Here is a 24,803-nt window from a genome sequence, read left to right as displayed (position 1 = left end):
ATCAGCCGCGCTGCAACACCGCGACCTGAAAGAGATTGTCGTCCACGCCGCGATCATAGACAAAGGGGCCGAACTCCATAAGCGTCTGATGCTCTGTCTCCAGATTGCGCATTCTGGAGCTTTTCACGTTCCAGAACCCCTGCTGCTTTTGAAGTTCGAGCACCTCATACACGCGGGAAAGCCCTTTGTCCGTATAGTATTCCAGATACACGGGGATGCAGGTCTTCTTGTCCACCCACAGCACGCGGCGGCGGACGGGATCATCCTTGTCCACAGGGACGGATTCCACCTTCCAGCACTCGTAGGAACCGCGGCTCTCCTCTCCCAGATAGGTATGGGTGTCCTTGCTGATGTTGCGCCTGCCCATGTCAATATCGTCATAGGTGAAGTCGCTGCCCATGAAGAAGTCGTTGTTCGCCGCGCCGCTGATGCGGCGTACTTTTTTCATGGAAGGAATGTAGAGCCATTTATCGTCGTCCCTGCCGGGTTCGTCGTATGTCCAGGAAAGAAACCTGGTTCCGCGCACGTCCGCAGGTTCGTTGAAGACGATGATCGCCTTCCTGTCCATGCCGTAGTCCTTGGCTACCTGTTCCATGACCCGCACGCGTTTTGCGCCGCGCCTGTTGACAAGAGTCATGCTGACGGTGCCCTTCCGGTCTTCCCCGTCGGGGCGCATCCTCATTTTCGTGATCACATCCGTTCCGGTCAGTTCTTCCGCTTTCGCCGACAAAGGCGTCACAAGCAGCAAGAGCGCAAGCGCTGCCAGCATACCCCGAATACTGCAATGCATGAGATATCCTCCTGTTTTTCCGTACCTGCGGAAAAACGCTCCGCACATGTACATAATGAAGTTGAAAATCATTTTCAAGTTAAATTATTGCAGATACCCTCTTTTTTTTCAGGCCACGGCGCACTGCCCTGCCGGACGCGGCTCGCCGTCCCGGCGGAACAGACGTATCTTCTCCTCTCCGACTTTTTCCCGGAGCTCATGATCCCGGATTCCCATGCTCTCCTCCGGGGCGATGTTGAGAAAACCGAGCTTGCCCATGTGCGTCCCCTTATGGAGCATGGAAAAAGCCTCAGCCCCTTCCGCAAGGGGAAAGACACGGGAAAGCGTAGGGTACAGAAAGCCCTTGCCGATGAGTCTTGCGGTCTGCACCGCCTCATAATAGTTCGCTGCGTGAGAACCTATGATGTGCTTCACGGTCTGCCACAGATAGCGGTTATCGAAAACATGGTCATAGCCCGAGGTGGAACCGCAGGTCACGATCTTGCCGCCGGGACGGGCCACAGCCACGCTGGCGGCAAAGGTGGAACGGCCCGTATGTTCAAAGACGATATCGGGATCCTCGCCTCCGGTGAGTTTCCGTATCTGGGCCTTGAGCCTGAGGATCTGCCTGTTTTTCGTATGTCCGTTCTCATCAAGGAAGCGGTCTTCCCCATGATCGCGGGGAAGCACGATGACACGCTCGCACCCCATTTTCCGCACCATGGCGGCCTTCTCTTCGCTGGAAACCACGCCCACGGGAATACCTCCGCCGTTCAGAACGAACTGTATGGCAAAGGTACCTAGTCCCCCGGAAGCCCCCCAGATGAGCACGTTGTCTCCCTGGCTCATCTGAGCCCCGTTCCGGGAAACAAGCATCCTGTAGGTCGTCGTGGCCACCAGCGTCATGGAAGCTGCCTCCACCCAGGTGAGGTGCTCAGGCTTGGGCAGAAGCTGATGCTCCCTGACCAGCGTGAAATCTGCGAACGAGCCGAAATTGGTCTCAAAGCCATACGCCATGAGATGCGGATCGCGTATTTCGTCGTCAAACACTTCAGGAGAGGAAACGTCACAGGTGGGGCCGAAAATCATGACGCGATCCCCGGGCTTCCAGCGCGTAACTGCGGTACCGGTACGAACCACGACCCCCGCTCCGTCGGTACCGAGTATGTGATAGTCAAGGTTATGCTTGGCATTGACCGGAGAGTATCTCGAATACTCGCCGATATAGTTGAATCCGGGAGACGGCTCAAACAGCGATGACCAGACGTTGTTGAAATTGAGTGCCGAAGCCATCACCGCCACCAGAACCTCATTCGGCCCCACTTCGGGAAGCGGCACTTCCTCATAATGCAGGGAACGACGGGGATCTTTTTCATGGAAGGCAAGGCCACGGAAGAGGTCCGTTTCGTCGCGGTGCACCGTCATGGCGCTCATGGTATCGGGCAGAGGGAGATGGGCAAAGTCCTCGGAAGAAGCGGACTTGGATTCCGAAAGTTCCGCAAGATGTTTCAATGCTGCTTTCATGGCAGGTTCCGTCGGGTAGAAGTTCAGTATGTCCTCATAGAACGTACAAAAGAAGGGATTCGTCTATAGCCTTGACAATGTCGTCGAGCCAGCGGCGCACATAGAAGTGCCCGCCGGGCCAGGTAAGCATGCTGCATGAGCCGGAGGTGAAATTCCGCCACGCCTGCGCCCTTTCCAAAGGGACCAGCCGGTCCCGTTCTCCGGCCATGATCGTCAAGGGCACAGCAAGCGGATCCGTCCGTCCGTCGAGCATGGAAAGCAGAAGTTCGTGGTCGTTGAGCAGTGTTTTTTTTACGATCTGCAGGCTTTCCTCATCGAGCATCACCGCTTCCGGCACCGTGCCCGACTGAAGTATGCGGCGCAAAAATTCCTCTTCCTCCGAGGGTTCCCCGGTCATTTCCGGCGGTCGCATGGGCACGGGCGCGGCGGAAAGAAAAAGATGCACAGGCGCAGGCTCTCCGCGGCCGAGCAGATAGCGGGCGAACTGGAAGGCCAGAAGCCCGCCCATGCTGTGCCCGAAAAAGGCCATGGAGGAGGAAAAATACGGACGCAGACCGTCATACATGGCCTCATACATCCGTTCCGCATCCGTTATCGCCTCCTCCTCGAAACGGTCTTCATGTCCGGGAAGCTGTACGGGGACAAGGCTGATGTAGTCGGGCAGAAGTTTCTTCCATGATAGAAATGCGGATGCGCCTCCTCCCGCAAAAGGAAAGCAGAACAGTCTCACCCTTTCGTCGGGAGCTTGTCTGAAAAAACGCACCCAGCTCAAATTCTCTTCACTATTCAGCACGCTTTTCTCCATGGCCGTCGTTCCGGAAATCCGAAACTGCCGGAACGACGGCTCTCATCCGGCCGATGGCGGTTCTGCCGCCTTACGGCTTCAAATCGCGTATGATCCGCATGATACCGGGAACATGTTCTCCCAATATGCAGTTAAAGTGATTGCCCGGCACATCGATGACTTCCACACGCTTTGCGGGCATGGTTCTCCAGAAGGGCCTCGGGTCGGGAATACCCTGAAGAAGATCCGTGGCGAAAAAGTACGTCAGCGTGCCGTGGTAGGGATTCGGCGTATAGGTCTTGGCGGAACCTACGGTAGCCTCAAACAGCCTGTATTGATGAACGAAGTCCTCGAAGGATATCTCGTCGGAGAGCAGCTTGTGCGAAGTGACGTAGTCGAATATGGTTCTTATGCAGTCATCCAGGCTCATGGCCATGAGCGCTTTCAGCTCCATGGCATCGGGAACGACGTCAGGCTGCTTCAGCACGCAGAGGATGGGATCCTTCTCAAGACCGGAATAGATGTTCATGGGCAGAAAATAGGTGCCCAGATACATAAAGAGCAGACTGAGCTTGTGGGAGAAGGCCGCGCCCGGCGCGCCCGTGTCGAAGGCAAGCAGATGCTCCACCTGTACGCCCTGCCGCTCAAGCTGCACCGCCAGTTCATACCCCAGCATCCCGCCAACGCAGAAGCCCGCAATGGAAATGCGTATGCCCGGCCTGCGGCGTAAAAGATCCAGCACACCTTGTGCCCAGTAAGCCGCAAGTTCTTCCACCGTACGCAGCGGCTCAACGCTTCTGTCGTCTTTACCCGGAAGGATACAGCCGTAGAAGTCCGCTTCATCCCGGCAGGCACGGGCAAAGTCGGAGAAAATCTCGCCCACGCGGCCCCGGCCTTCGGCAATGCCTATCCACACCTTATTCCTGCCGTTTTCCTGCATAGGCAGCAGCACCTGTCCGGCCGTGCCGGGACCGGACACATGCGCGGCCATCTGCTCCAGAGTATTCAGCGAATACAACTCCTGCACGCCGAGCTCAACGCCGAATTCCTCATGAATACGGGCTATAAGCACGGTAGCCAGCAAAGAGTCACCACCGAGTTCAAAAAAGCTGTCGTCCAAACCCGGTTCACCGACCTGAAGTACGGCTGCCCACATGCGGGCCAGACGCTTCTGCACGTCGTTCTCCGGCGGACGCACCGTTCTGTTCTGCACAATACCGGCTTCCGGCACGGGCAGTGCCTTGCGATCCGTCTTGCCGGAGCGATTGCGCGGAATAGCTTCCATCTCCACAAAGGTCGAGGGAATCATGTACGAGGGCAGTCGTTCGCGCAGGAAAGCTTCCATTTTTTCAGGCTCAAATTCCCACACTTCCAGCGGTGCGCGGGCGATGATGACGTTCTGCTCTGCACCGTCCACGGTACGGCACTGCCGCACGCCGTCAAAACCGGCAAGCCTGAGCTGCTCTTCCCACTGGTTGCCGTCGAGCAAAGGATGCAGAGGTCTGAGCTCCGTATCCTCGAACACGTCGAAGCCCTGCTGAAGCCCCATGGTGATATCGTGATCCTTGTAGAATATGGTCTGCTCGATGATAAACATCACTCCACCGGGCTTGAGCAGCCTGCGAAGAGCCGCCAGGGAGGGAGCCACCCGCTTCACGTCATGCAGCACACTTGCAGCGATGATGACGTCGAAGGAATGAAGCGCAAAACCCTGCACCACAGGATCTTCGTCAAGGTCGAAGAGACGGCATTGGAAAAACGGCCGTGCTCCGAATTTTTCTTCCGCATTCTGAAGAAAATAACGCGAAATATCGGTAAAGCAGAAGCCTTTCGTCGTATCGGGGAGGACGGGCAGAACCGCACTCGTCGCTCCGCCGTGACCGCCGCCGACCTCCAGAATGTTCAAAGGATGATCCTCCGCCATGGCCGCCACCGCATCACGGATGATCTGATAGGAATAACGGAACACGGCGCCGTAGAGTCCCTTGACGCTGCCCGAGGCATACACTTCTGCGGAATGGCGCTTCTCAAGCAGAAGATCCGTCATGCTTTTCGCCTCCGAGGCGATGAAGCCGAGCCCGGAACCGGAAAAGGCATTCTGTACGGCCTGTGCGGAGGTGAAGGCAAAGGGCTTTTCCAGGCGGAAATGTTCGCCATGGCGGGAAAGAAAGCCCGCTTCCTCAAGATTGAGGAGCGCTCTTTTCAGCCAGCGCCCGTAGCGGGGGCGTATGCCCGTCATGCGGAGGATATCCTCCACTGTGCAGCTTTCTCCTTCTTCCCTGTACACACCGAGTTCGTGGAGGGAAGCCTGCACGGCGGCCTCATACAACGCCGCGCCCACGCTCATGTTCTTTTCGTAATCCTTGCGCCGGCGTTCTTCCGCAATGCCCGCGATGTTCTCGTCGATACGGGAAACCGTTTCCCACATGGCGTCGGCGTCCTTCCATTCCACAGCACGGCGACTGTGCAGAGCATCGTTTCCACGGCTCGTGAAGTACGCAGCCACACGAGGATTTTTTTTGTCGCCGTATGTCTGCACCACGGCCTCGCGGATATCGGGATGCCGGAGCAGCGCATGTTCTATTTCCCCCAGCTCCACGCGAAATCCGTTGAGCTTTATCTGATTGTCTTCTCTGCCGAGGAAGACGATATAGCCTTCGGGATGGAAATAGCCCCTGTCTCCCGTGCGGTAGAGTCTCTCGCCGGTGACGGGGTGCAGGACAAAGGAATGTTCCGTCTTCTCCTGGTCATGCCAGTATCCCTCAGAAAGGCCCACACCGCCTATGTACAGATCTCCCGGGACATAGTCGGGGCATACTTTCATGAACTCGTCAAGGACATGGAAGCTCTGGTTTGCCAGAGGATAACCATAGGGGATACTTCCAAGAGATCCATTCACTTCTCCCACGGGATAGAAGATGGACCAGATGGACGCTTCTGTCGCACCTCCCAGACTTACAACCTCAGCCTCGTAATGTGCACGGATGCGGTCCGGCAGATCCACCGGCAGCCAGTCACCGGAGAGCAGCACGAGCCTCAGTGTACCCTTGTTACTGCCGTGAAGCGCATCCTTGTAGTCCACGAGCATTTTCATCATAGCAGGAACGGTATTCCATACCGTTACCTGTTCTTTGTTAACCACATCCAGCCAGTGGGCCGGTTCCCGAAGAAGTACAGAGTCGGGCATGACTATGGCGCCGCCGGCAGCCAGTGTTCCGAAAATATCCCACACCGAAAGGTCAAAGCCGAGATTGGCCAGCGCTATCACCCTGTCCTGCGGTCCCACATGAAAACGGGCATTTATGTCCAGAATCGTATTGACTGCCGCCTTATGGCTTATCATGACGCCTTTGGGCTTTCCCGTTGAACCCGAGGTATAGATGACATAGGCAAGGTCGGAAATCTTCTGCACGGGCGTACGGGTGCAGAGTTCCTCCGCATTGCCTTCGGGGAGCGTATCCACAAAGACCATGTGACGCCCGGCAGAATCGCCGAATTTTTCCTTCAGATGCGACTGCGAGAACACCCAACGCACATCTGCATCGTCGAGTATGTCCGTGAGCCTCTCCCCGGGCATGTCGGGATCGAGAGGAAGATATGCCGCTCCGGCAAACTGCACTGCAAGTACGGCCACCACCTGTTCCCAGCCCTTTTCCATGAGGACGGCCACTAGCTCTCCTGGGGCCACCCTGCCGTCGATAAGCTTTGCCGCCTCCTGGACGCGCCCGGCAAGATCCCGATAGGTAAGCGTCATGTCCGGAGCGGACACGGCCTGTCTGTCGGGCCATTTCCGAACGCTTTCCGTAAAGAGCGTATGCATGTACTGCACACTCACGGAAGTTGCCGTATTGTTGTAAGCCTCTCTTGCCTTCTTCTGCCCCATGGGAAGTTGCACGACCTCCTTCCGCTTCCAGAGCGATTCGTCATCGGACAGTCGTTCAAGCAGGTTCACATACGCATCCATCATGCTTTCCAGAAAACCTTCATGGAAGTATTCCGCACGCACGTCCCAGTGAATATTGAGCTGACCCGCCGATTCATAAACCTGATGGTCAAGAAGAAGCTGAGGCGTCTGACTGGAAGTGAATATCTTTTTCACAGGATGTCCGTCGAACATCATACCCTCAAGACTGTCGCCGTAGTCGCCGAGCAGGAAGGTACTGGTGAACACCACCTCAAGATATACCTGTTCCGAGGCGGAACGACCACGATTGAGTTCCCGCAGAACATCCACGCCGCCGAACTGCCTGTTGTCAAGATCGCTCCAGAGACGATCACGCAGGGCAAGGGCACGTTTTTCAAAGCTCGCATCAGGATCGTCGCGCACTTCCAGAAGAAGCGTGTCGGTAAAATCGCCGATGATGTCGTTGATTTCCCTGTGCAGGGGAAGTCTGTTGAAAAGCGTCAGATTCAGGCAGAAGTTACGCTCCGCATTCCATCGGCGGAGCACTTCGGAAAATACGGCCAGCAGTATACTCGTAGGCGACAGGCCTATTTTCGTGCCGTACTCCTTCAGTCTGCTCCAGCGACCGGAATCAAGATGTCCCTCCAGCGGCCTGCTCACGGGTTCACCCACATGCTCCTCCTTCAGCACCGGCATACGCGGCCCAGGGGAAAGGGTGGGAATGCGGTCGAGCCAGTACTGCCTTGCCTGCCGGTAGGACTCCATACTACGACGCTCCTCCAGAGACAGTACATAGTCACGGAAAGTCAGTTCCAGTTCAGGCAGCGTCAGTGACGGATCGTTATAGAAGGCCTGGAGTTCCTTCATCATGAGCGGCAGGCTGAGCACGTCGGCATTCAGCCCCTCAAGGCTGACATGCATACGGAAGGTATGTTCGTCGATGCGGGAAACATAGACGTCATACATGGGCCAGACATCCACGGGCTTTATTTTCTGGCGCAGTTCATCGCGGATTTCCATCAGCACACGCTGACGCTCCTCCTCCGTCTTCCCGGAAAGGTCGAAGTACTTCACCTCAAAAGGCGGTACCTGCTCGAGAATCTGCTGCTGACCTGTCTTGTAAATGACGCAGCGCATCATGTCGTGTCGCGCCACGATCTTGCGCCAGGCGTTGGTATAGCGCTCGACATCCAGATCTTCGGTGTCCATCTCGAAATAGACGTGACTTGAAACATTGCTTGCCCCAAGCGAGCCGTTTTCCCTGCCTATCATGTAGGCAAGCTGTATGTCGGTAAGGGGGAAAGGTTTATATCTGTCTTCAGGACGGGGAATGATGACGGGCGTCTTCTCATCCTTTCCCTCAAGGATGAAATCGTCCTTTTCCAGAAACATGGCCAGAAGGGATTCCTGCTCTTCCGAAAGGCTGATGCCTCCGGGGAACATGGGAGCGTCTTTCTGCATTCTTCGATACCTTGTACGAAATGGTGATGGACAAAACGAGACGCTATGACCTGCGGGCCAGCATGGCCTTGATCTCGTCATCCGACATGTTTTTTACTTTGATGTAAAGTTCCGCAATCCTTGCCGTCCTGCCGGGCTTTCCTTCATTTCCGACCAGGTATGCGGCAAGTTTTCTCACCGTATTTTCCGTGACCAGGGCACGGATGGGCACCTTTGTATGGAAGATTTCCTCCAGTCTGCTCACCATGGGAATGGCGTGCAGGGAATCACCGCCCAGTTCCACGAATGCGTCATCGCAGCCTACGGCATCGAAACCAAGAATTTCCTGCCATACGGCGGCGATCACCTTTTCCACGGCAGTCTGAGGTTCAGCGTAGGGAACGGAAAGACGGGGTCTTTTCACCATTGTCTGAGAATTTTTTCCCTGTGCGTAATCCCTGAGTACGTTCTTTGCACTGTTTCTGAGTTCCGCCACAAGTGCAGGATAGTCCGAGGGGGAAACCATGACCTGGGCCTCATGCATTGCGAGAATGCGGCGTATGCATTCCATGCCCTCTCCGGCGAGAATCCCGTGAGCCTCCACGTTGCCGCCCACGGTCTCCATCATCTTCGGAAGCAGCACAGTTCCTATGCCTACTCCTTCCCAGTAGCCCCAGTTCACCGAAACCACACGGTAAGGCAGACGATCCGACACGGCACAGGCATAGGTATCCATGAAGCAGCAGCCCGCAGCGTAATCCGCAAAGCCCAGAGGCGCCGTGCTGGAGCACAGAGAGGAAAAGAGCATCACGAAGTCGGGAGTCGTGCGCGTCATGAGCTGCTCTATGACCCGCGTACCCCGTGCCTTGGTATTGATGACGGCCCTCGCATGTTCATCGGTCTGCACCTGTATCATGCTTGAAGATACGGTAGAGGCGGCATGGAAGACACCGTTGATGACCCCGAAATGCTTCAGTGTCTCATCACACACGCGGGCCATCTGCCCCATGTCTGCAATGTCGGCGGAAAACACCAGGCACTCGCCGCCCATGGCCTCCAGCTCCCGCACCTGCCGGATACGAAGAGCAATGCCCTCGTCCGCCCCGGGAGATGCAAGTATCGTATCCCATGCCTCCCGTGGAGGAAGGGGCGTTCTTCCCACAAGGACAAGGCGCGCGCCCCAGCCCTTCACCAGATAACGTGAGAGCTCACATGCTACCCCACCGAAACCGCCGGTGATCATATAGACGCCTCCCCGGCGAAGCGGCACGCTCTTCTCTGCGGCATCCCCGGCAAGAGGAATATGCGCAAACGTCTGCTCCAGGCGGCAGAGTCCCCGGTAGGCGATGGTTTCCGCATGATCTGCCGCCGGGCTCCCGCCTGTCAGAATCTTCCTGAGTGCAAAGACATCACACAGCACGGCATCAAGCACGGCCGTCGGCAGTTTCTCTCCTTCCCGGGGAACTTCCACATCAATGCTGCATGTCTGAATATTCTTGTATTCATTGGGAATGACGCGGCACGGGCCGAGAACCAGACTCTTTTCCGGCATAAGCGTCTCATGCCCTGTCACCTGCTGCATACCATCGGCAATCACGGCAAGGCCGAGCGGACGCTCTTCCATGTCAGACGCGGAGAGGGAACGCACAAGGCCTGTGAGACTCTGATAGCCCTGCGCATACATGTCTTCCTCACTTCCGCCGCCCACAAGCCATGCATGAATGATAAAGTCCGGCGCAAAGCCGCGCGCCTTCAAGGCCTTCAGCATGGAGAGCATGTCTTCTTCCCTGCCCGGACAAACCTCTGGCTCGCCCTCCGCCGCCTCGCCTTTTCTGCGGACAAGAACGCTCTCATGACCATAATCCGCAAGGCGTGCCGCAAGAGCATCGGCCACGCCTGAGGAGTCGGCAAAAATCAGAACCCGGGCGCTCTTTTCGCTACCTGTCATGCGCGGCAAAAAGGTGCGGCGCCATTGAGGCAGTACGAACCACTCGTCCAGCGAGTCTTTCTTTTCCATAAGCCTGCCCATCATGGACACAAGCGCGGAGCCTCCCCTGTCCATCAGGCTGCGGGAACATGCCTCTGCCGACCAGTAGCGTGTATCGGCAAAGGCATAGGTCGGCAGAGAAATACGCCTCCCCCGCCCCGTCCAGACCAGATCCACGCCGGAGGCATACAGAGCGGCACAGGCCGCGGCCAGCGCCTGCCCGTCGCTGATGTTCTGCCCTTCATCACGCATGGAAAACACAATGGACTGCCCCTTGAGATCGGCGTGCCGTCTGGCCAGAGTCCCCAGAATCTTGCCCGGACCGACCTCCAGAAGCACCGCGTTGCGATCTTTCAGGATAGCCGCTATGTTTTCACTGTAACGCACGGGACGGCGGATGTGCCCTGTCCAGTATTCGGGGCTGACGGCCTCTTCATCGGTCATCCATGTCCCGGAAACATTGGAAAGCAGTGGTACCTTCGGAGTGTTCATACGCACAGAGAACAGCATGGCCTGAAATTCAGCGAGGATGGGTTCCATGAGTGCGCTGTGTCCGGCTCTGGTTGCAGCGACACGGCGATAATGAATACGCATGGCGCCGAGCTTTTCTTCCAACGCTTCCATATCCTTGGGACGACCGGAAACGGTGCACAGTTTCTCCGCATTAATGGCGGCAATGGACAAGCTGTCTTGCAAAAGAGGAAGAATGCTCTCTTCGGAAGCATAAAGCAGAAGCATGGCTCCCTCCTCCACCCTGTCCATGAGCTGACCGCGCCTGACCGCTATGGCAAGGCCATCCTCAAGAGAAAACACTCCGGCCATGACGGCGGCCAGGTACTGCCCAAAACTGTGCCCTGCATAGCCGGCAGGGCGTATACCCCGATGGAGCCAGAGTCTGGCAAGGGCATATTCCGTGGCAAAGAGCGAGGCGAAGCTGAACGTAGGAGCGGACATTTTCTGCGACGCCGCGTCCCTCTCCTCTTCATGAGCGTAAAGAACATTGCGGATATCTTCCCCAAGCAGCGGCAAAAGAATGCGGGAGCACTCATCCACGGCGTCACGATACACGGGTTCTTCTTCGTAAAGATCCCTGCCCATACCGACGTACTGGGAGCCAGCCCCTGGGAACAGGAAATAGACGCTGCCGGCAGAGCCTTCCCCGGTTCCTTCCACAAGTCTTTCCTTCCACCGCCTATCCTTCAGATCCGCCAAGAGCGATGACGTCGAATCCGCCGTTAATGCACGCCGACATCCGAAATGCCTGCGTCCCCGTTGAAGAGTACAGGCGATATCCCGAATATCCGTCTGCGGATGCTTCTCAAGAAACGCTGAAAGCCGACTGGTCATATTCTCCAGTGATTCTTCCGTTCTTGCGGACAGAGGAATGACGCTCCATTTTTTCTCAGAAAAAGAAACATTGCTGCGGGGAGCCTCTTCCAGAACCATATGACAGTTGGTACCGCCGAGGCCGAAGGAACTCACTGCGGCCCGCAGAGGACCTTCAGACGTCCACGGGCAGGCTTCAACTTGAACGTGGAATCGGCTGTGTTCAAAGTCTATTTCCGGATTGGCCTTTTCATAATGCAGCGTAGGCGTCAGCATCTTTTTGTCGAGAGAGAGCATGACTCGAATGAATCCGGCTATGCCTGCGGCGGAATTAAGATGGCCTACGTTGGTCTTCACCGAGCCCAGCGCGCAGGGAACGGAAGAATGTCCGTACACGCTTTCCAGCGCGCGCACTTCCATAGGATCTCCCATGGGCGTGCCCGTGCCGTGTGTTTCTATGAAGGTAACGCTGCCAGCCTCCACACCGGAAATTTCCAACGCTTCACGAAGCACGCTTTCCTGACCATGAACGCCGGGAGCGGAAAAACCTATCTTGTCGGAACCGTCATTGTTCACGGCAAAGCCGCGCACCACACCATAGATATGGTCTCCGTCCTCGAGCGCGTCCTCCAGCCTGCGCAGCAGCACAACACCCACACCGTTGCCGTACATCATGCCCGAAGCACGATGATCAAAGGCATGGCAACATGCATCACGCGACATGGCTCCATCCTGCCCGGCAAGGTACCCCGTCTTTTCCGGAAGCGAAATGGAAATCCCCCCGGCAAGCGCCATGTCACAGTGATAGTCCAGAAGCGCCTGACAGGCCGTGGCTGTAGCCACAAGAGAGCTGGAACACGCACTCTGCACACTGAAGGCCGGTCCCTTCAGTCCGAATTTATAAGCCACTCTTGGGGCGGCATAGTCCTTGTCGTTCCCCATGAGTCTGCTGAAAAAAGGCATGGGGTGTTCCGGCATGGCAAGATTGTCGGAAACAAGATAGCTGCTCTGCGTGATGCTTGCGTACACTCCTACCGAGGCTTCCTCTCCCGGCACATGTCCTGCATCCTCAAAGGCCTCCCAGGCACATTCGAGGAACATGCGCTGCTGAGGATCCAGTTCCTCGGCTTCCTTCGGCGTATAGCCGAAAAATTCCGCATCAAACCTGTCCACCTTGCCGAGAATGTAGCCCTTTTTTACATATTCCCCGTTTTTCAGAAGGCGCCCGGGAATGATCTGTGCAAGTTCCTCATCGGTGAACGTCGTGCGGACGTCGGCGCCGGATACCAGATTTTCCCAGAAGCGTTCCAGCGAATCGGCGCCGGGAAACCTCCCCGCCATGCCGATGACCGCTATGAGTCCGCTATCCCTGTCTTCCGTCATAATCACCTCATGTTCTTCTTCCAGTGTTGTCGCCATGTGCTCTCCGCCGCGCACCAATGCCTTCAAAACGTCGAAGGTCTCTTCCGTGCCGCAACTCGGTCTTTCAGGTGTTTCTTCCGCATGGCCGCGCGCCCGGAAGAGGCAAGCGCCGCTTCCGTCCCGGAGCCCTTACCTTCCAGAAACGCCGCCATGGTGCGTATGTCGGGGTAGGTAAACACGCTTACCAGAGGAAATTCCCTTGCAAATGCCTTCGTCAGTTCCCTGTGCAGGCGTACGGCCAGAACCGAAGTGCCCCCTGCATCAAAGAAATTGTCGTCAATGCCCGCAGGCCTGCGCCCCAGGACGGCGGCCCAGGCATCTGCAATTCTGCTTTCCGTTTCCGATGAAACTTCGACAACCTGTTTCCGGGGCACATTGCACTCTTCCGCCATGGCAAGAAGGCGTTTTCTGTCCACCTTGCCGTTGGAGGAAAGAGGCATGGCATCCATCTTCATCACCACGGAAGGAACCATGTAATCGGGTAGTCTGTCCCGTACGGTTTGAAGCAGCTCTTCCGTATCCGCCGCGTCCTCCGTTACCACGCAGGCCACGAGTCTGCGTGAGGAGGCGCTTTCACCTGTGACCACAACGACGGCCTCACGCACGTCTTTTCTGGAGAGCAGCACCGATTCTATTTCACCAAGTTCTATGCGATGCCCGCGGATTTTTACCTGAAAATCCCTGCGTCCGAGAAATTCCACCAGCCCGCCGGGAAGCATGCGGCCCATATCACCCGTGCGGTACAGCCGATCCCCCGTATCGGGATGCGTGAAGAAACTTCCGGCCGTACGGACGGCATCCTTCCAGTATCCCTGTGCCAGACCCGTTCCGGCGATGCAGAGTTCGCCGGGAACATGGTCAGGGCAGTCCTCAAGACGGGAATTCAGAACATACCAGCGCTGATTGCGCAGCGGTCTGCCGTAAGGCACACTCTTCCATCCGGGCTCCACGGTCTCGATGGGATGGAAAATGGACCAGATGGAGGCTTCCGTGGCGCCGCCGAGGCTGTACTGCCCGGCAGCCGGCGCCGCCATGCGAAGGCGTCCCGGAACATCAAGGGGAATCCAGTCGCCGCTCATAAGAACAAGGCGCAGGGGAATACTGCCGGACTTTCCTGAAAACTCCAGATATTCCACCAGCATCTGCACAAGCATGGGTACGGAGTTCCATATGGTGACACCCTTTTTTGCAGCCAGCGCCTGCCAGTGGGAAGGATCCTTCAGCTTATCCGCATCCGGCAGTACCACGGCCGCACCGGAAAGCAGCGCCCCCCATATGTCATATACGGAAAGGTCGAAATGCAGCGCGGAGAGTCCGAAAAGCCTGTCGTCCGGCGTCAGATGGAAACGATCATTCATGTCCAGCACGGTGTTCACCACACCACGGTGATCAATGGCCACACCCTTAGGGCTGCCTGTAGAACCCGATGTATAGATGATATAGGCAAGATCTTCTTCTGATGCGGAATCTTCCGGAGCCTCCTCAGCTTCCGTCAGAATATCTACGGCAATAACACATGATCCCTCGGGCCAGCACAGGGTGGAAGCAAGGTCAGCCTGGGTAAGTATGACTTTCATACCGGCATCAGCTGCTATCTGTGCAAGACGGGCAGGAGGAACATGGGCATCGACGGGCACATAGACGGCTCCGCCAAGAACAATGCCTTCCACAGCCGCCACCTGTTCCCAGCCTTTTTCCATGACAACGCCCACAAGGTCGCCGCGTTTCACCCCCGCTTCCGCCAGAGCACGGGCCACGGCGCAGGCACGGCGATAGAGCTCTCCATGCGTCATGGTGCGGTGCGAGGTGATCACCGCCGGTCTGTCCGCATGGCGCAACGCCGCCTGACGAACGAGAGAGGACAACGTGCCTGCTTCATGCTTCCACGCCGTATCGTTGTACTCCGCCCGGGTACGAAGCTGCTTATCGGAAAGAGTGACGACGTTCCGCTGCGACCACGCGGCCTCATTGCCGGCAAGACGGTGCAGCAGATCCACATAGGCGCAGAACATGTCCTCCACCATGCCCTCAGGGAAAAGGCCTTCCACCACATCCCAGTTGAGCATGAGCCTGCCATCCTGCTCATAGGTCTGATGATCCAGCCAGACCTGCGGAGTCTGCGTGAGACTGGTGACGAGGGTGCCGAGCCCGGAGAAGCTCGATGCATCGCGCCCTGCGGCGCCGAAGCCCGCCGCACCGGTAAATACCACGGGCATACGCATGGCCCGCCCCGATGCCGCGAGTTCCCTCAGGACGCGCACGCCGCTCACCGTGCGGTGGCTCATGTCTTCCCACAGGCGACTCTGTATCCTCCTTGCCCTGCCGAGGAAGGAAGGTTCGGCATCCATGTCCACTTCCAGAAGCTCAATAGAGGAAAAGTCCCCTACAATGTCATTTACCTGCTCATGAAGCGGCAACCGATTGAAAAGCGTAAGGTTCAGCGTAAAGCGTGAAGATGCGCTCCAGCGGCCTATGACCTCCGCATAGGCCGATACGAGCACACTCGAAGCCGAGAGTCCCAGAGTACGTATGCGCTCCTGAAGATTCGCCCACACATCCGGCTCCAGAGAAGAAGCCAAACGTACAGTACGAGCATGAGAAATTTCCGAAGGCTGTCTGACAAGGGAAAGCTCAGGCGCCGGGGGAAGTGACTCCATTCTCTGTTTCCAGTACTCAAAATCCCTGCGCCAGCGCGCCGTCGCTTCCAGCTTTTTCTCTGCAAGCACATAGTCACGGAAGGAAAGGGAAAGAGGACAAAGCCCGGTTTCAGGATCGTTGTAAAGTTTCCGCCATTCTTCAAGCAGCAGGAAAATACTCCATGCATCGGCGAGCATGGCGTCAAAATCGAGGAAAAGGCGCATTCTTTCCTTTCCATCCTCGCAATAAAGCGCGGCACGTATATCGAAAAGCGGCCATACATCTGCGGAAAGTATCTGAGAAGACATGTTCCGCCGCACTTCCGCCATGGTTTTTCCGGCATCCTCGGCATCGCGCAGATCATAGACCCGGAAGGCATACGGCTCTGCAAAAGGCAGTATCTTCTGCGTGCCGTCTGCCTGAATTACCGCGCGCAGCATGTCATGCCTCTGCACCAGCATATTCCATGCACGGGAAAGCCGTTCCAGATCCATGCCCTCGCTGTCAAACTCAAAATAGACATGACTGGAAACATTCCCAAGTTCATACGCGCCTATACGCCCTATCCAGTAGGAATGTTGCACATCCGTAAGCGGGAAAGGAAGAAAACGCCCGGCCTCATCACTCTCCACGGCAGGCAGATCACCCGTATCTTCCGACACTCCGCTCTCTGCATTCAGACATTGGGCAAGAGAGGCAATGTCCGGAAAACGGAAAAGCATGTCCAACGTAACTTCCCTTTTCAACTCCCGGCGCATTTCCGCTACAAGACGCGTTGCAACAAGGGAGTCGCCCCCAAGCTCAAAGAAATTGTCCTCCGCTCCCACATGGGGCAGGATGAGAACACGCCGCCATACGGAGGCAAGCGCCTGCTCCATGGCAGATAGCGGCCGCTCTTCCGTCCCGCTCTTCTCCTCAAAGGCAGGCAGCGCCTTGCGATCCAGTTTTCCGTTGGCAGACAGGGGCAGCTTCTCAAGTCTGCCGAACACTGACGGAATCATGTATTCCGGTACTCTGTCGACTAGGAAGGAGCGAACCTTTTCAAAAAGCTCCTCATCGCCCATGGTGATTCCGGCCACCACATACGCGCCCAGCCGGCGTATTCCCCGTGATCCGGTCACGGTCACGGCAACGGCATCCTTTACGGCGGGGCACTGCCGCATGGCGGCTTCTATTTCTCCGAGCTCAATGCGATGACCGCGTATTTTCACCTGACTGTCGACTCGGCCGAGAAACTCCAGGGTTCCGTCCGGCCAGAAGCGCCCCATGTCGCCGGTTCTGTACCAGCGGATCCCGCCTTCCTCCAGAAAACGCCCGGCGGAACGCTCCTCATCGCCGAGATAGCAGCGGGCGACTCCGGCCCCGCCTATCCACAGTTCTCCCTCCACCCAGTCGGGACAGTCTCTCCCCTTTGCATCCACGACGCGGTAGCTCTGAAGAGACAGCGGCCTTCCGTACGGTATGGACTTCCAGAAGGAGGGAACCGGCGTGGGAACTTCCATGATGTTCGACCAGATGGAGGCTTCCGTAGCTCCTCCCATGGCAATGAAACGCGCATGAGATGTGCATGACGCAAGCCGGAGCGGCAGATCCAGTCCTATCCAGTCTCCAGACAGAAGTGCAGCGCGCAAAGGCAGCTTCCACCCCCGTCCTTCGGCTGCGACAAGAAGCATATCCAGCAGAATGGGCACGGAATTCCATATCGTCACGCCATGCCGGCAGACAACATCAACCCAGTCTTCTGCACTCCGGCGCGTAGCTTCACTCAGCAACACCAGCTTCGCCCCGCAAGAAAGAGTGCCGAAAATATCGTACACGGAAAGGTCAAAATCCAGAGAGGATACTGCCAGACAGGCATCCATCGTGCCCGGATTCAACCGGCTGTTGATGTCGCGGATGGTGTTTGCCGCGCTGCGATGTTCTATGGCCACGCCTTTGGGTTCACCCGTAGAACCGGAAGTAAAGATGACGTAGGCAAGGTCGGCGGCATCCACGGCAACAGGAGCGCTCAACGGCGGTATGGAAAAACGATCCGCCATATCCACGAATTCGACGCCCTCGGGAAGGGAGGAAGGTTCCACCACATCGGCAGCACCGAGAACAAAGCGCCCCTGCGTACGATGAAGTATGCGCTCCCGCCTTGCCGCAGGCTGGGTATGGCTCACCGGAACATAAAAACCACCCGCCGCAAGCACGCCCAGCACGGCAACGATCTGTTCTCTGCCCTTCGGCAGGGTAACGGCCACTGGCATACCCTTTTTCACTCCCCGTTCCTGAAGAAGCGCGGCAACACGAAGTGCATCCCGTGCAAGTTCCCCATAGGTGACGCTCTCCCCCGTCATGCCATCCACAAGGGCCACGAGTTCGCCGTGCACTGCTGCCAATTCAAAAAATCCGGCATGAAGAAGTGCATCCGGCGCAGGCTGTGCCAGAGCCTTATCCTTTTCCCGGGCCTCGCGCTGACGCTCGGGCAAAACATCGGGTACGCAATCCCAGAAGTCGCGGTCTCCGGCAAGCTCCTGTAAAAGATGACCGCAGGCAAGGAGCATATCATCCACCATCCCCTCAGGGAAAAGCTCTTCCGCCGTATCCCAGGCGAGTACCAGTCCACCGTCGGAGCTTTCATATACCTGATAGTCCAGCCAGACCTGAGGAGTTTGGGAAAGCATATCATGCAGCACGCCCAGATGTTCCCGGCATTCGTCGGTAAGAAGGGGCGTCCCCAGATTGCAGGCGAACACCACAGGAGCAATGAACGTCTCGCCGGGACGTATCTTCGCAAGCTCACGCTGTACGCTCACGCCGGAAAAGGAAGAATGTGCCGCATTCTCGTAAAAGCGGGCCTGTATATCCCTCAGGCGGTCAAAAAAGCTTTTTTCCTCAGTACAGTCCACGTCCACCAGCAGAAGATTGGTGAAGTCCGCCACCACGTCTTCCAGTCCGGCGTCTCCCGTTTCACGGTCAAAAAGCGGAAGATTGATGAAAAACCTGGAGTGACTGCTCCACCGGGCCAGCACTTCGGCATAGGCCGTAAGCAGCACCATGGCGGCCGTGACGCCGCGCGCCTTCGCCTCCGCCTTCACCTCATTCCATTCCCCGGGAGAAAGACGGAAGATGCGCCTCCTGTAGGTGGCTCTTTCCACCTGCGACGGATCGCATCTGAGCGGAAGAGCGGGGGCGCCGGGAAATTCGGAAAGACGATTCTTCCACCAGAGGGCATCTCTTTCCCTGTCGGCGCGGATCCGGACCTCCTTCTTCGCCAGGTAGTCGGAGAAGCGCCAGTCCGCCGGTACCGCAGGGCTGACACCGCGCGCATAGGCGGCGGCCAGGTCACGAAGCACGATGCAGAAACTCTGCACATCCGCAACCAGCAGGTCGATGTCGAAAAAAATCCGGGTACGTCCCCCGGAAAGAAGGCACAGCTCAAGACCGGCAAGACGGCCTTTTTCCACTTCAAGCCGGCGGCAGGAAAGCGCCTTTCTCCGTTCAGCGAGAAAAGCGGCTTCCTCGTTGCCGTCCATCCGCGTACAGTCGTGCACGACAAGCGCGCCGGAAGAGGCCTCCGGCTGAACGCTCTGTCTGCCGTCCTCAAGAAATACTGTACGCAGCATGGCATGATGACTCAGCACTATACGCCAGGCCTCGGCAAGACGATCAGAGTCAACATTACGACCGTCCAGTTCTATATAGGCGTGACAGCCTACCCCACCAAGAGCCTGTCCGTCCCTGCGACCTATCCAATAGGCATACTGAACATCCGTCAGGGCAAAGGGGGCGTCCTCCGGTTCCGTCCGCTCCATGCGCTCTTCCAGAACATTTTCCCCTGCCCTGAGGCGCAGAATCTCCATCCAGCGCTGAAGTACCGGTTCCGCCATCATTTCGGCAAACGTGACCTTCACACCGGCTTTGCGCCAGCGGCTGACAAGACGCATGATCTTCAAAGAGTCCAGCCCAAGACCGACAAGATTATCCGTATCGGAAAACAGCGTCGTCGCGGTCAGCTTTTCTATGCTCTGCCGGACAACATCATACTCTATCGCTGCGGGGTCCTTAACTGCCATGTATTCACCTGTTCCAAAATCGTCCGTTGGAAAATGTTCAGTTTCCGGCGGCCCGGCGCTCTGCAGCCATGACGGCCAGAGCACGCTTGTCCACCTTGCCCACACTGGTCACAGGCCACGACTCCGCGACTTCAAGCTGATCGGGATATTTGAAACGCGCCATGCCGTTCTTTTCAAAATGGGAATACACATCGGCCAGGGAAAGCGCGTCCCCATCCGTCATGATCCATGCACAAATGCGCTCGCCAAGTTCCGCATCTTCCACACCCACCACCGCGGCATCCGTGACGCCGGGCATCGTACGCAGCACGTTTTCCACTTCCACGGGGGCAACCTTCTCCCCTGCCCGGTTGATCTGCTCCTTGATACGGCCGCAGACCACAATCCTGCCTTCCGGCGTAAAACGGGCGACGTCACCGGTGTGATAGTATCCGTCCTCCGTGACGGCATGGCGGTTCACTTCGGGGGCGCGATAGTATCCCTGAATGGTATACGGGCCGCGCACTATCATTTCCCCGGCCTGACCATAGGGCACGTCATTGCCGTGCTCATCCACCATGCGCACCTCATCGGCCGGAGAAATGGGCCGTCCCTGCGTATTGCAGATGGTTTCCTCATCATCGTCCAGCGACGTGGTGCAGATAAGCCCTTCCGCCGTTCCGAACACATTGACCATCTTGCAGCCGAGTACCGGCTCCACACGGGCCGCCATGCCGGGATCCACCGCCGAACCGCCCGCCTCGATGAAGCGCAGGGAAGAAATATCCACCTCTTCCCACTCCCTCACTTCCAGCCACAGATTGAGCAGCGCCGGAACAAGCGCCGTAAAGGTGACGCGCTCACGCTCAATGAGGGCAAAAGCCTCCTCAGGACCGACATTTCCGGCAAGAACGACCTTGCCGCCGTGCATGAGCGTTCCTATAATACCCGGAGCGGACAGAGAAAAATTGTGCGCGGCAGGAAGCACCACAAGATACGCGTCCTTCTCACACAGGTTCAGTCGTTCGGAAGCCGCCCTTGCATTGTAGGCATAGTCGGTATGACGGCGGGGAATGAGCTTTGGCGTGCCCGTGGTTCCCCCGGAAAGCAGCAGCAGCGCCGTATCCGTAAAGGAACACGTCCCGGAAGGCGGCAGGCCGCCCTGCTTCCGAAGGCTCTGCAGGGGAATGGTCCCCTCTATGCCGCCGTTGTCGGTAATGATATGACGAAGATGAGGATACCCCGATTTCAGGGCCTCTACCGTGGGACCGTATTCCAGAGAACCGGAACGATCGGTGGTAATATAGGCCACAGGCTCTGCAAGAGCGCACAGGGCCGTCACATCGGCCTGACGACTGGCGGGAAGTGCCATGATGGGAATCGCCCCCAGCCTGAACAGGGCAAAAACCGTCACCATGAGCGACAGCTTGTTGGGAAGCTGCACCAGCACCCTGTCACCGGACTGAATGCCGAGGCCGGCTATCCCTGCGGCATACTCATCCGCCAGACAATCAAGCTCCCCGTACGTCACCGAACCGTCCGGCGCGACAACGGCAGTCCTGCCGGCGTATTTTCGTGCCGCTTCATGCAGTTCCTCCCCCAGCGTCAGGGGCTGCCAGTATCCTTTCTCCATGTACTCCTGCACAGGAACCTGATACATCCACCTTCTCCTTTCTTACGACCATGCCGCATTCGGGACATGATTTATTTGAAAATGAAATTCATTATCAAAATATACAGAAATCCTGCCTTCCACCGAAGCTCCATCCTCGTGCCATTCCATCTGCAGACATCACCGCTGAGCTTAGCCCAGGCCTTTTCTGCTGAACATTCCCTATCAGACCAAAAAGTTGCCACCTTTTATACCCGAGGCCTCCACAGTGCCTTTGTCCCGCATCTGCCCCCGAAAGCACGGTGCACCCTTATTCTATTGCATCAGGGAGGGAAGCCAGAGGCTCAGGCCGGAAAAAGCAAAGAGCATTGCCAAGTGCAGGATGTCGGCGACAAGGAACCAGGATACGCCGCGGAAAATCGTCGTCAGCGGCACATCATGGGCCACCGATTTAATGACGAAGACATTGAGCCCCACAGGAGGCGTGATCTGTGCTATCTCAAAGATTCGTACCACAATGATGCCGAACCATACCGGGTCGTACCCCAAAGACGTGATGAGAGGAAAAACAATGGGCATGGTAAGAACGATCATGGCGATGGGGATCATCACACAGCCGAGCAGAACATACATGACCACAAGCGTCACCATGATCATGACGGGGCTGATCTCAAGGGCGCTTACCTCGGAAGCCAGCGTGAAGGGAATGCGTGTAACCGAGAAAAAATATCCCAGCAGCATGGCTCCCACCATGACGATCATGATCATGGCCGTGGATTTGACGGCCTCCATGAGCGATGCGCCAAACGCGTGCATCGTCAGCCTGCGGCGGAGAAGCGCAAGGACAAGCGCGCCCGACGCTCCCACTGCGGCGGCTTCCGAAGGGCTGAACCAGCCCCGGCATATACCCCCCATGATCAGAGCAAAAAGAGCCAGTACCGGCCAAGAAGCTCTGAGCGAGACAAGTCTTTCCTTCCAAGGAAAGGGAGCACAGGCAGGACCGGCGTCGGGCTTCATCCGACACACGACAGCCACCGTCACCGCATAAAAAAGCGCCTGAAGAATCCCGGGTACAATGCCTGCCATGAACAGTTCTGCAATATTCTGTTCCGTAAGCATACCGTATATAACAAGAACGGTGGACGGCGGAATAAGCACTCCCAGAGTGCCTCCGGCGGCCACGACGCCGGTGCTGAGAGCAGGATCATACCCGAGCTTCTTCATTTCCGGCAGAGCTACGGCCCCCATGGTCACAGCCGTGGCCAGCGTCGTTCCGCTCAGTGCCGCAAATCCGGCACACGCTCCCACCGTGGCAAGGGCAAGCCCGCCTCTGAAATGTCCCACCAGGCGGTGCAGCATCCGGAAGAGTTCTTCAGATATGCCGCTATGAAAGCAGATATTCCCCATAAACATGAACAGCGGGATGACGGCGTAGTCATACGAGGCCACACTCGTCCACGGCGCCGTACGTAAAAGACTGACGCCCGCCCCCATGCCGAGAAGAGCCATCATGCCGGATACTCCGACCACACCCATGGCCACAGCCACCGGCACACGAAGAAAAAGAAGTGCCAGCAGTACGACAAGACCAAGAAAACCCGTCCATTCAGCGGTCATGGCGCACCTCTTTGCTGATTTTGCTCTCCTCATGAACATGCACCAGAAAAACCACGGCAAGCAGCAGGAAACCAAGTCCCAGCAGAAAGATGAATGGCCCCGTCAAAAGGCTCGTCGTAGGAGTGCATTCCCTGTTGCTGAAGGCATCGAGCGCAAGACTCAGCGTTTTCACTCCTGCTGCCGCGCAGAAGAGAAATCCGAGCATATTGCCGAAGGCGCGCAGAATGCTCCGGGCACGCGGCGGCATGAGTTCGGTCACGATTTCCACATCAAGATGGCTATGCGTTACCCCGGTAAAAGCAAGGCCACAGCCGACCATTGCTCCCATGCACACTTCCACCACCTCGAAAACACCGGGGATGGAGGTATCCGCCAGACTTCTGGCAAGAACATCCGTCGTTATCAAAAGCGCCATGAAAAAAAGCAGTGCACAGCCCGCCAGGTTTCCCCATCGGGCCGCACCGCTCACGACGCTGCGCACAAATGCAGCAGCTTTCATAACAAGGATTCCCCTTCGTTACCGCATTTCATATTTCTTCATGAGATCCATAAATTCGGAAACATACCGTCCGGCCTCCGTCATGCCTTCCTTTTCCATGCGGGCAAGTTCCCTTTCCCGCACCGTTGTGCACACCTGATCCATCTTTTTTCTTTCCTCGCCGGTAAGGGTGATCACCTTCTTGCCTTCCCGGGCAAGCTCGGCCTTCACCTCGGCTGCAATAAAGGCTTCCGTTTCCCCTCCGAGGGCCGCAAAACGCGCTCCGCCCGCGTCCTCCATCACTTTCTGCAGATCAGGCGGAAGCGCATCCCACCGGTTGCGGTTGATGACAAGATAAAAGTAAATGGGAGGGATGAAGTCACCTTCGGTGAATGAATTGCATATATCCGTAAGTCCGAAGCCCCGGTGTCCTTCCCATGAGGCAACTGCCGCTTCCACTATTTTTTTCTGAAGATTCATGAAGATATCAGGTCCCGGCACCGTCATCACTCTGGAGCCCATGTGCTCCGCAAGCACCGCCGTACTTTTGCCGTTGGTGCGCAGGCGCAGGCCACGGAAAGCCTCCACACCGTCCACGGCCCTGGTCACAGAGCCTATGACCATGGGAGAAACGTGTACGCCGAGTATCTTCACCCCTTTCGCCTCTTCATGAAAAACAGGATGCTTTTCCATCAGCTCCCATACGGCCAGCGAGGCGGCGCGCGGATCGGTAATGTTCAGCCCCGGAACATAAAGAGTTTCCAGCGCCTTCAGTCTGTCGGTGAAAAAGAAGGAGTGCAGATAGGCGATATCCACAAGTCCGTCCTGGCAGGCCATGAGATTGACGTTGGGCCGGGCAAGAGAGCCGTTGGGGTAGAGATTGATTTTTATGCGCCCCTGGGAAGCCTTTTCCACCGTGGAGCTCCAGGCCTCCAGTGTCCGCACCTGCTGTACGGACTGAGAACCCAGACCTGTTTCAAAATTGAAAATAAACTGCTCCGCAGCAAACGCCGGAAACGACACGACAGCACAGCTCAAAGCCACACCGCATAAGGTCTGCACGATTTTTTTCATTTTCTTCCTCTTCCAATAGACATATTCCCCCCTTTTTATCCTCAGCCTTCATACGACATCGCAGTCTATGTCGTACAAATTCTCACACTCAACATTTTCTTACGATAATCTCTCCACCAAAAACTCCTAGATAGTGTTTACACGAGATTTGAGTTATAAGAAGCGCATCAATTCTACAAGGATGTGCTT

At 56.8% G+C, this 24,803-nt stretch carries 10 protein-coding genes; all 10 read right to left on the bottom strand.

The window, feature by feature from the left end:
• Nucleotide 1: 1 nt before the first annotated feature.
• The 10 genes from K8W16_RS01710 to dctP all read right to left on the bottom strand — a co-directional run bounded on the left by K8W16_RS01710 (nt 2) and on the right by dctP (nt 24,614).
• On the bottom strand, nt 2-790 hold the full coding sequence (locus K8W16_RS01710) for an outer membrane lipoprotein-sorting protein (protein WP_304120605.1): 789 nt from the start codon (nt 788-790) through the stop codon (nt 2-4).
• A gap of 108 nt (nt 791-898) precedes the next feature.
• Nucleotides 899-2,293: a crotonyl-CoA carboxylase/reductase gene (gene ccrA, locus K8W16_RS01705; RefSeq protein WP_304120603.1), complete on the bottom strand. Its 1,395-nt coding sequence runs from the start codon at nt 2,291-2,293 to the stop codon at nt 899-901.
• A gap of 34 nt (nt 2,294-2,327) precedes the next feature.
• A complete protein-coding gene (locus K8W16_RS01700) occupies nt 2,328-3,086 on the bottom strand; it encodes a thioesterase II family protein (protein WP_304120601.1) in 759 nt (252 codons plus the stop codon).
• An 82-nt stretch (nt 3,087-3,168) separates the two neighbouring features.
• The gene (locus K8W16_RS01695) at nt 3,169-8,442 is read right to left on the bottom strand and encodes a non-ribosomal peptide synthetase (protein WP_304120600.1); all 5,274 of its coding nucleotides are present in this window, start codon (nt 8,440-8,442) and stop codon (nt 3,169-3,171) included.
• 43 nt (nt 8,443-8,485) lie between these two features.
• Complete coding sequence (locus tag K8W16_RS01690; protein WP_304120598.1) at nt 8,486-13,153, bottom strand: type I polyketide synthase; 4,668 nt, start codon at nt 13,151-13,153, stop codon at nt 8,486-8,488.
• Nucleotides 13,154-13,179: 26 nt separating this feature from the next.
• Nucleotides 13,180-19,854 (bottom strand): non-ribosomal peptide synthetase, encoded by a 6,675-nt coding sequence (locus tag K8W16_RS01685; protein WP_304120596.1) that lies wholly within the window; start codon nt 19,852-19,854, stop codon nt 13,180-13,182.
• 37 nt (nt 19,855-19,891) lie between these two features.
• The gene (locus K8W16_RS01680; RefSeq protein WP_304120593.1) at nt 19,892-21,493 is read right to left on the bottom strand and encodes a (2,3-dihydroxybenzoyl)adenylate synthase; all 1,602 of its coding nucleotides are present in this window, start codon (nt 21,491-21,493) and stop codon (nt 19,892-19,894) included.
• Between the two features lie 267 nt (nt 21,494-21,760).
• Nucleotides 21,761-23,062, bottom strand: a complete 1,302-nt coding sequence (locus K8W16_RS01675; protein WP_304120591.1) for a TRAP transporter large permease — start codon at nt 23,060-23,062, stop codon at nt 21,761-21,763.
• Nucleotides 23,052-23,561 carry a TRAP transporter small permease gene (locus K8W16_RS01670; RefSeq protein WP_304120589.1) on the bottom strand — a complete coding sequence of 170 codons (510 nt, stop codon included), beginning with the start codon at nt 23,559-23,561 and terminating at the stop codon, nt 23,052-23,054. The genes K8W16_RS01675 and K8W16_RS01670 overlap by 11 nt, the downstream gene beginning before the upstream one ends.
• An 18-nt stretch (nt 23,562-23,579) precedes the next feature.
• Nucleotides 23,580-24,614 carry a TRAP transporter substrate-binding protein DctP gene (dctP, locus tag K8W16_RS01665; protein WP_304120587.1) on the bottom strand — a complete coding sequence of 345 codons (1,035 nt, stop codon included), beginning with the start codon at nt 24,612-24,614 and terminating at the stop codon, nt 23,580-23,582.
• Between the last annotated feature and the right edge of the window lie 189 nt (nt 24,615-24,803).

It is taken from the genome of Mailhella massiliensis (assembly GCF_020741395.1).
Lineage (GTDB): Bacteria > Desulfobacterota > Desulfovibrionia > Desulfovibrionales > Desulfovibrionaceae > Mailhella > Mailhella massiliensis_A.
Note: the sequence above shows the minus strand (reverse complement) of the source record. Positions and strands in the feature narration are given on the sequence as shown.

Excerpts from the sequence above, each read along its gene's own strand:
- K8W16_RS01710 (WP_304120605.1), bottom strand. The coding sequence starts at position 790 with ATGCATTGCAGTATTCGGGGTATGCTGGCAGCGCTTGCGCTCTTGCTG.
- ccrA (WP_304120603.1), bottom strand. The coding sequence starts at position 2,293 with ATGAAAGCAGCATTGAAACATCTTGCGGAACTTTCGGAATCCAAGTCC.
- K8W16_RS01695 (WP_304120600.1), bottom strand. The coding sequence starts at position 8,442 with ATGCAGAAAGACGCTCCCATGTTCCCCGGAGGCATCAGCCTTTCGGAA.
- K8W16_RS01690 (WP_304120598.1), bottom strand. The coding sequence starts at position 13,153 with ATGGCGACAACACTGGAAGAAGAACATGAGGTGATTATGACGGAAGAC.
- K8W16_RS01685 (WP_304120596.1), bottom strand. The coding sequence starts at position 19,854 with ATGGCAGTTAAGGACCCCGCAGCGATAGAGTATGATGTTGTCCGGCAG.
- K8W16_RS01680 (WP_304120593.1), bottom strand. The coding sequence starts at position 21,493 with ATGTATCAGGTTCCTGTGCAGGAGTACATGGAGAAAGGATACTGGCAG.
- K8W16_RS01675 (WP_304120591.1), bottom strand. The coding sequence starts at position 23,062 with ATGACCGCTGAATGGACGGGTTTTCTTGGTCTTGTCGTACTGCTGGCA.
- K8W16_RS01670 (WP_304120589.1), bottom strand. The coding sequence starts at position 23,561 with ATGAAAGCTGCTGCATTTGTGCGCAGCGTCGTGAGCGGTGCGGCCCGA.
- dctP (WP_304120587.1), bottom strand. The coding sequence starts at position 24,614 with ATGAAAAAAATCGTGCAGACCTTATGCGGTGTGGCTTTGAGCTGTGCT.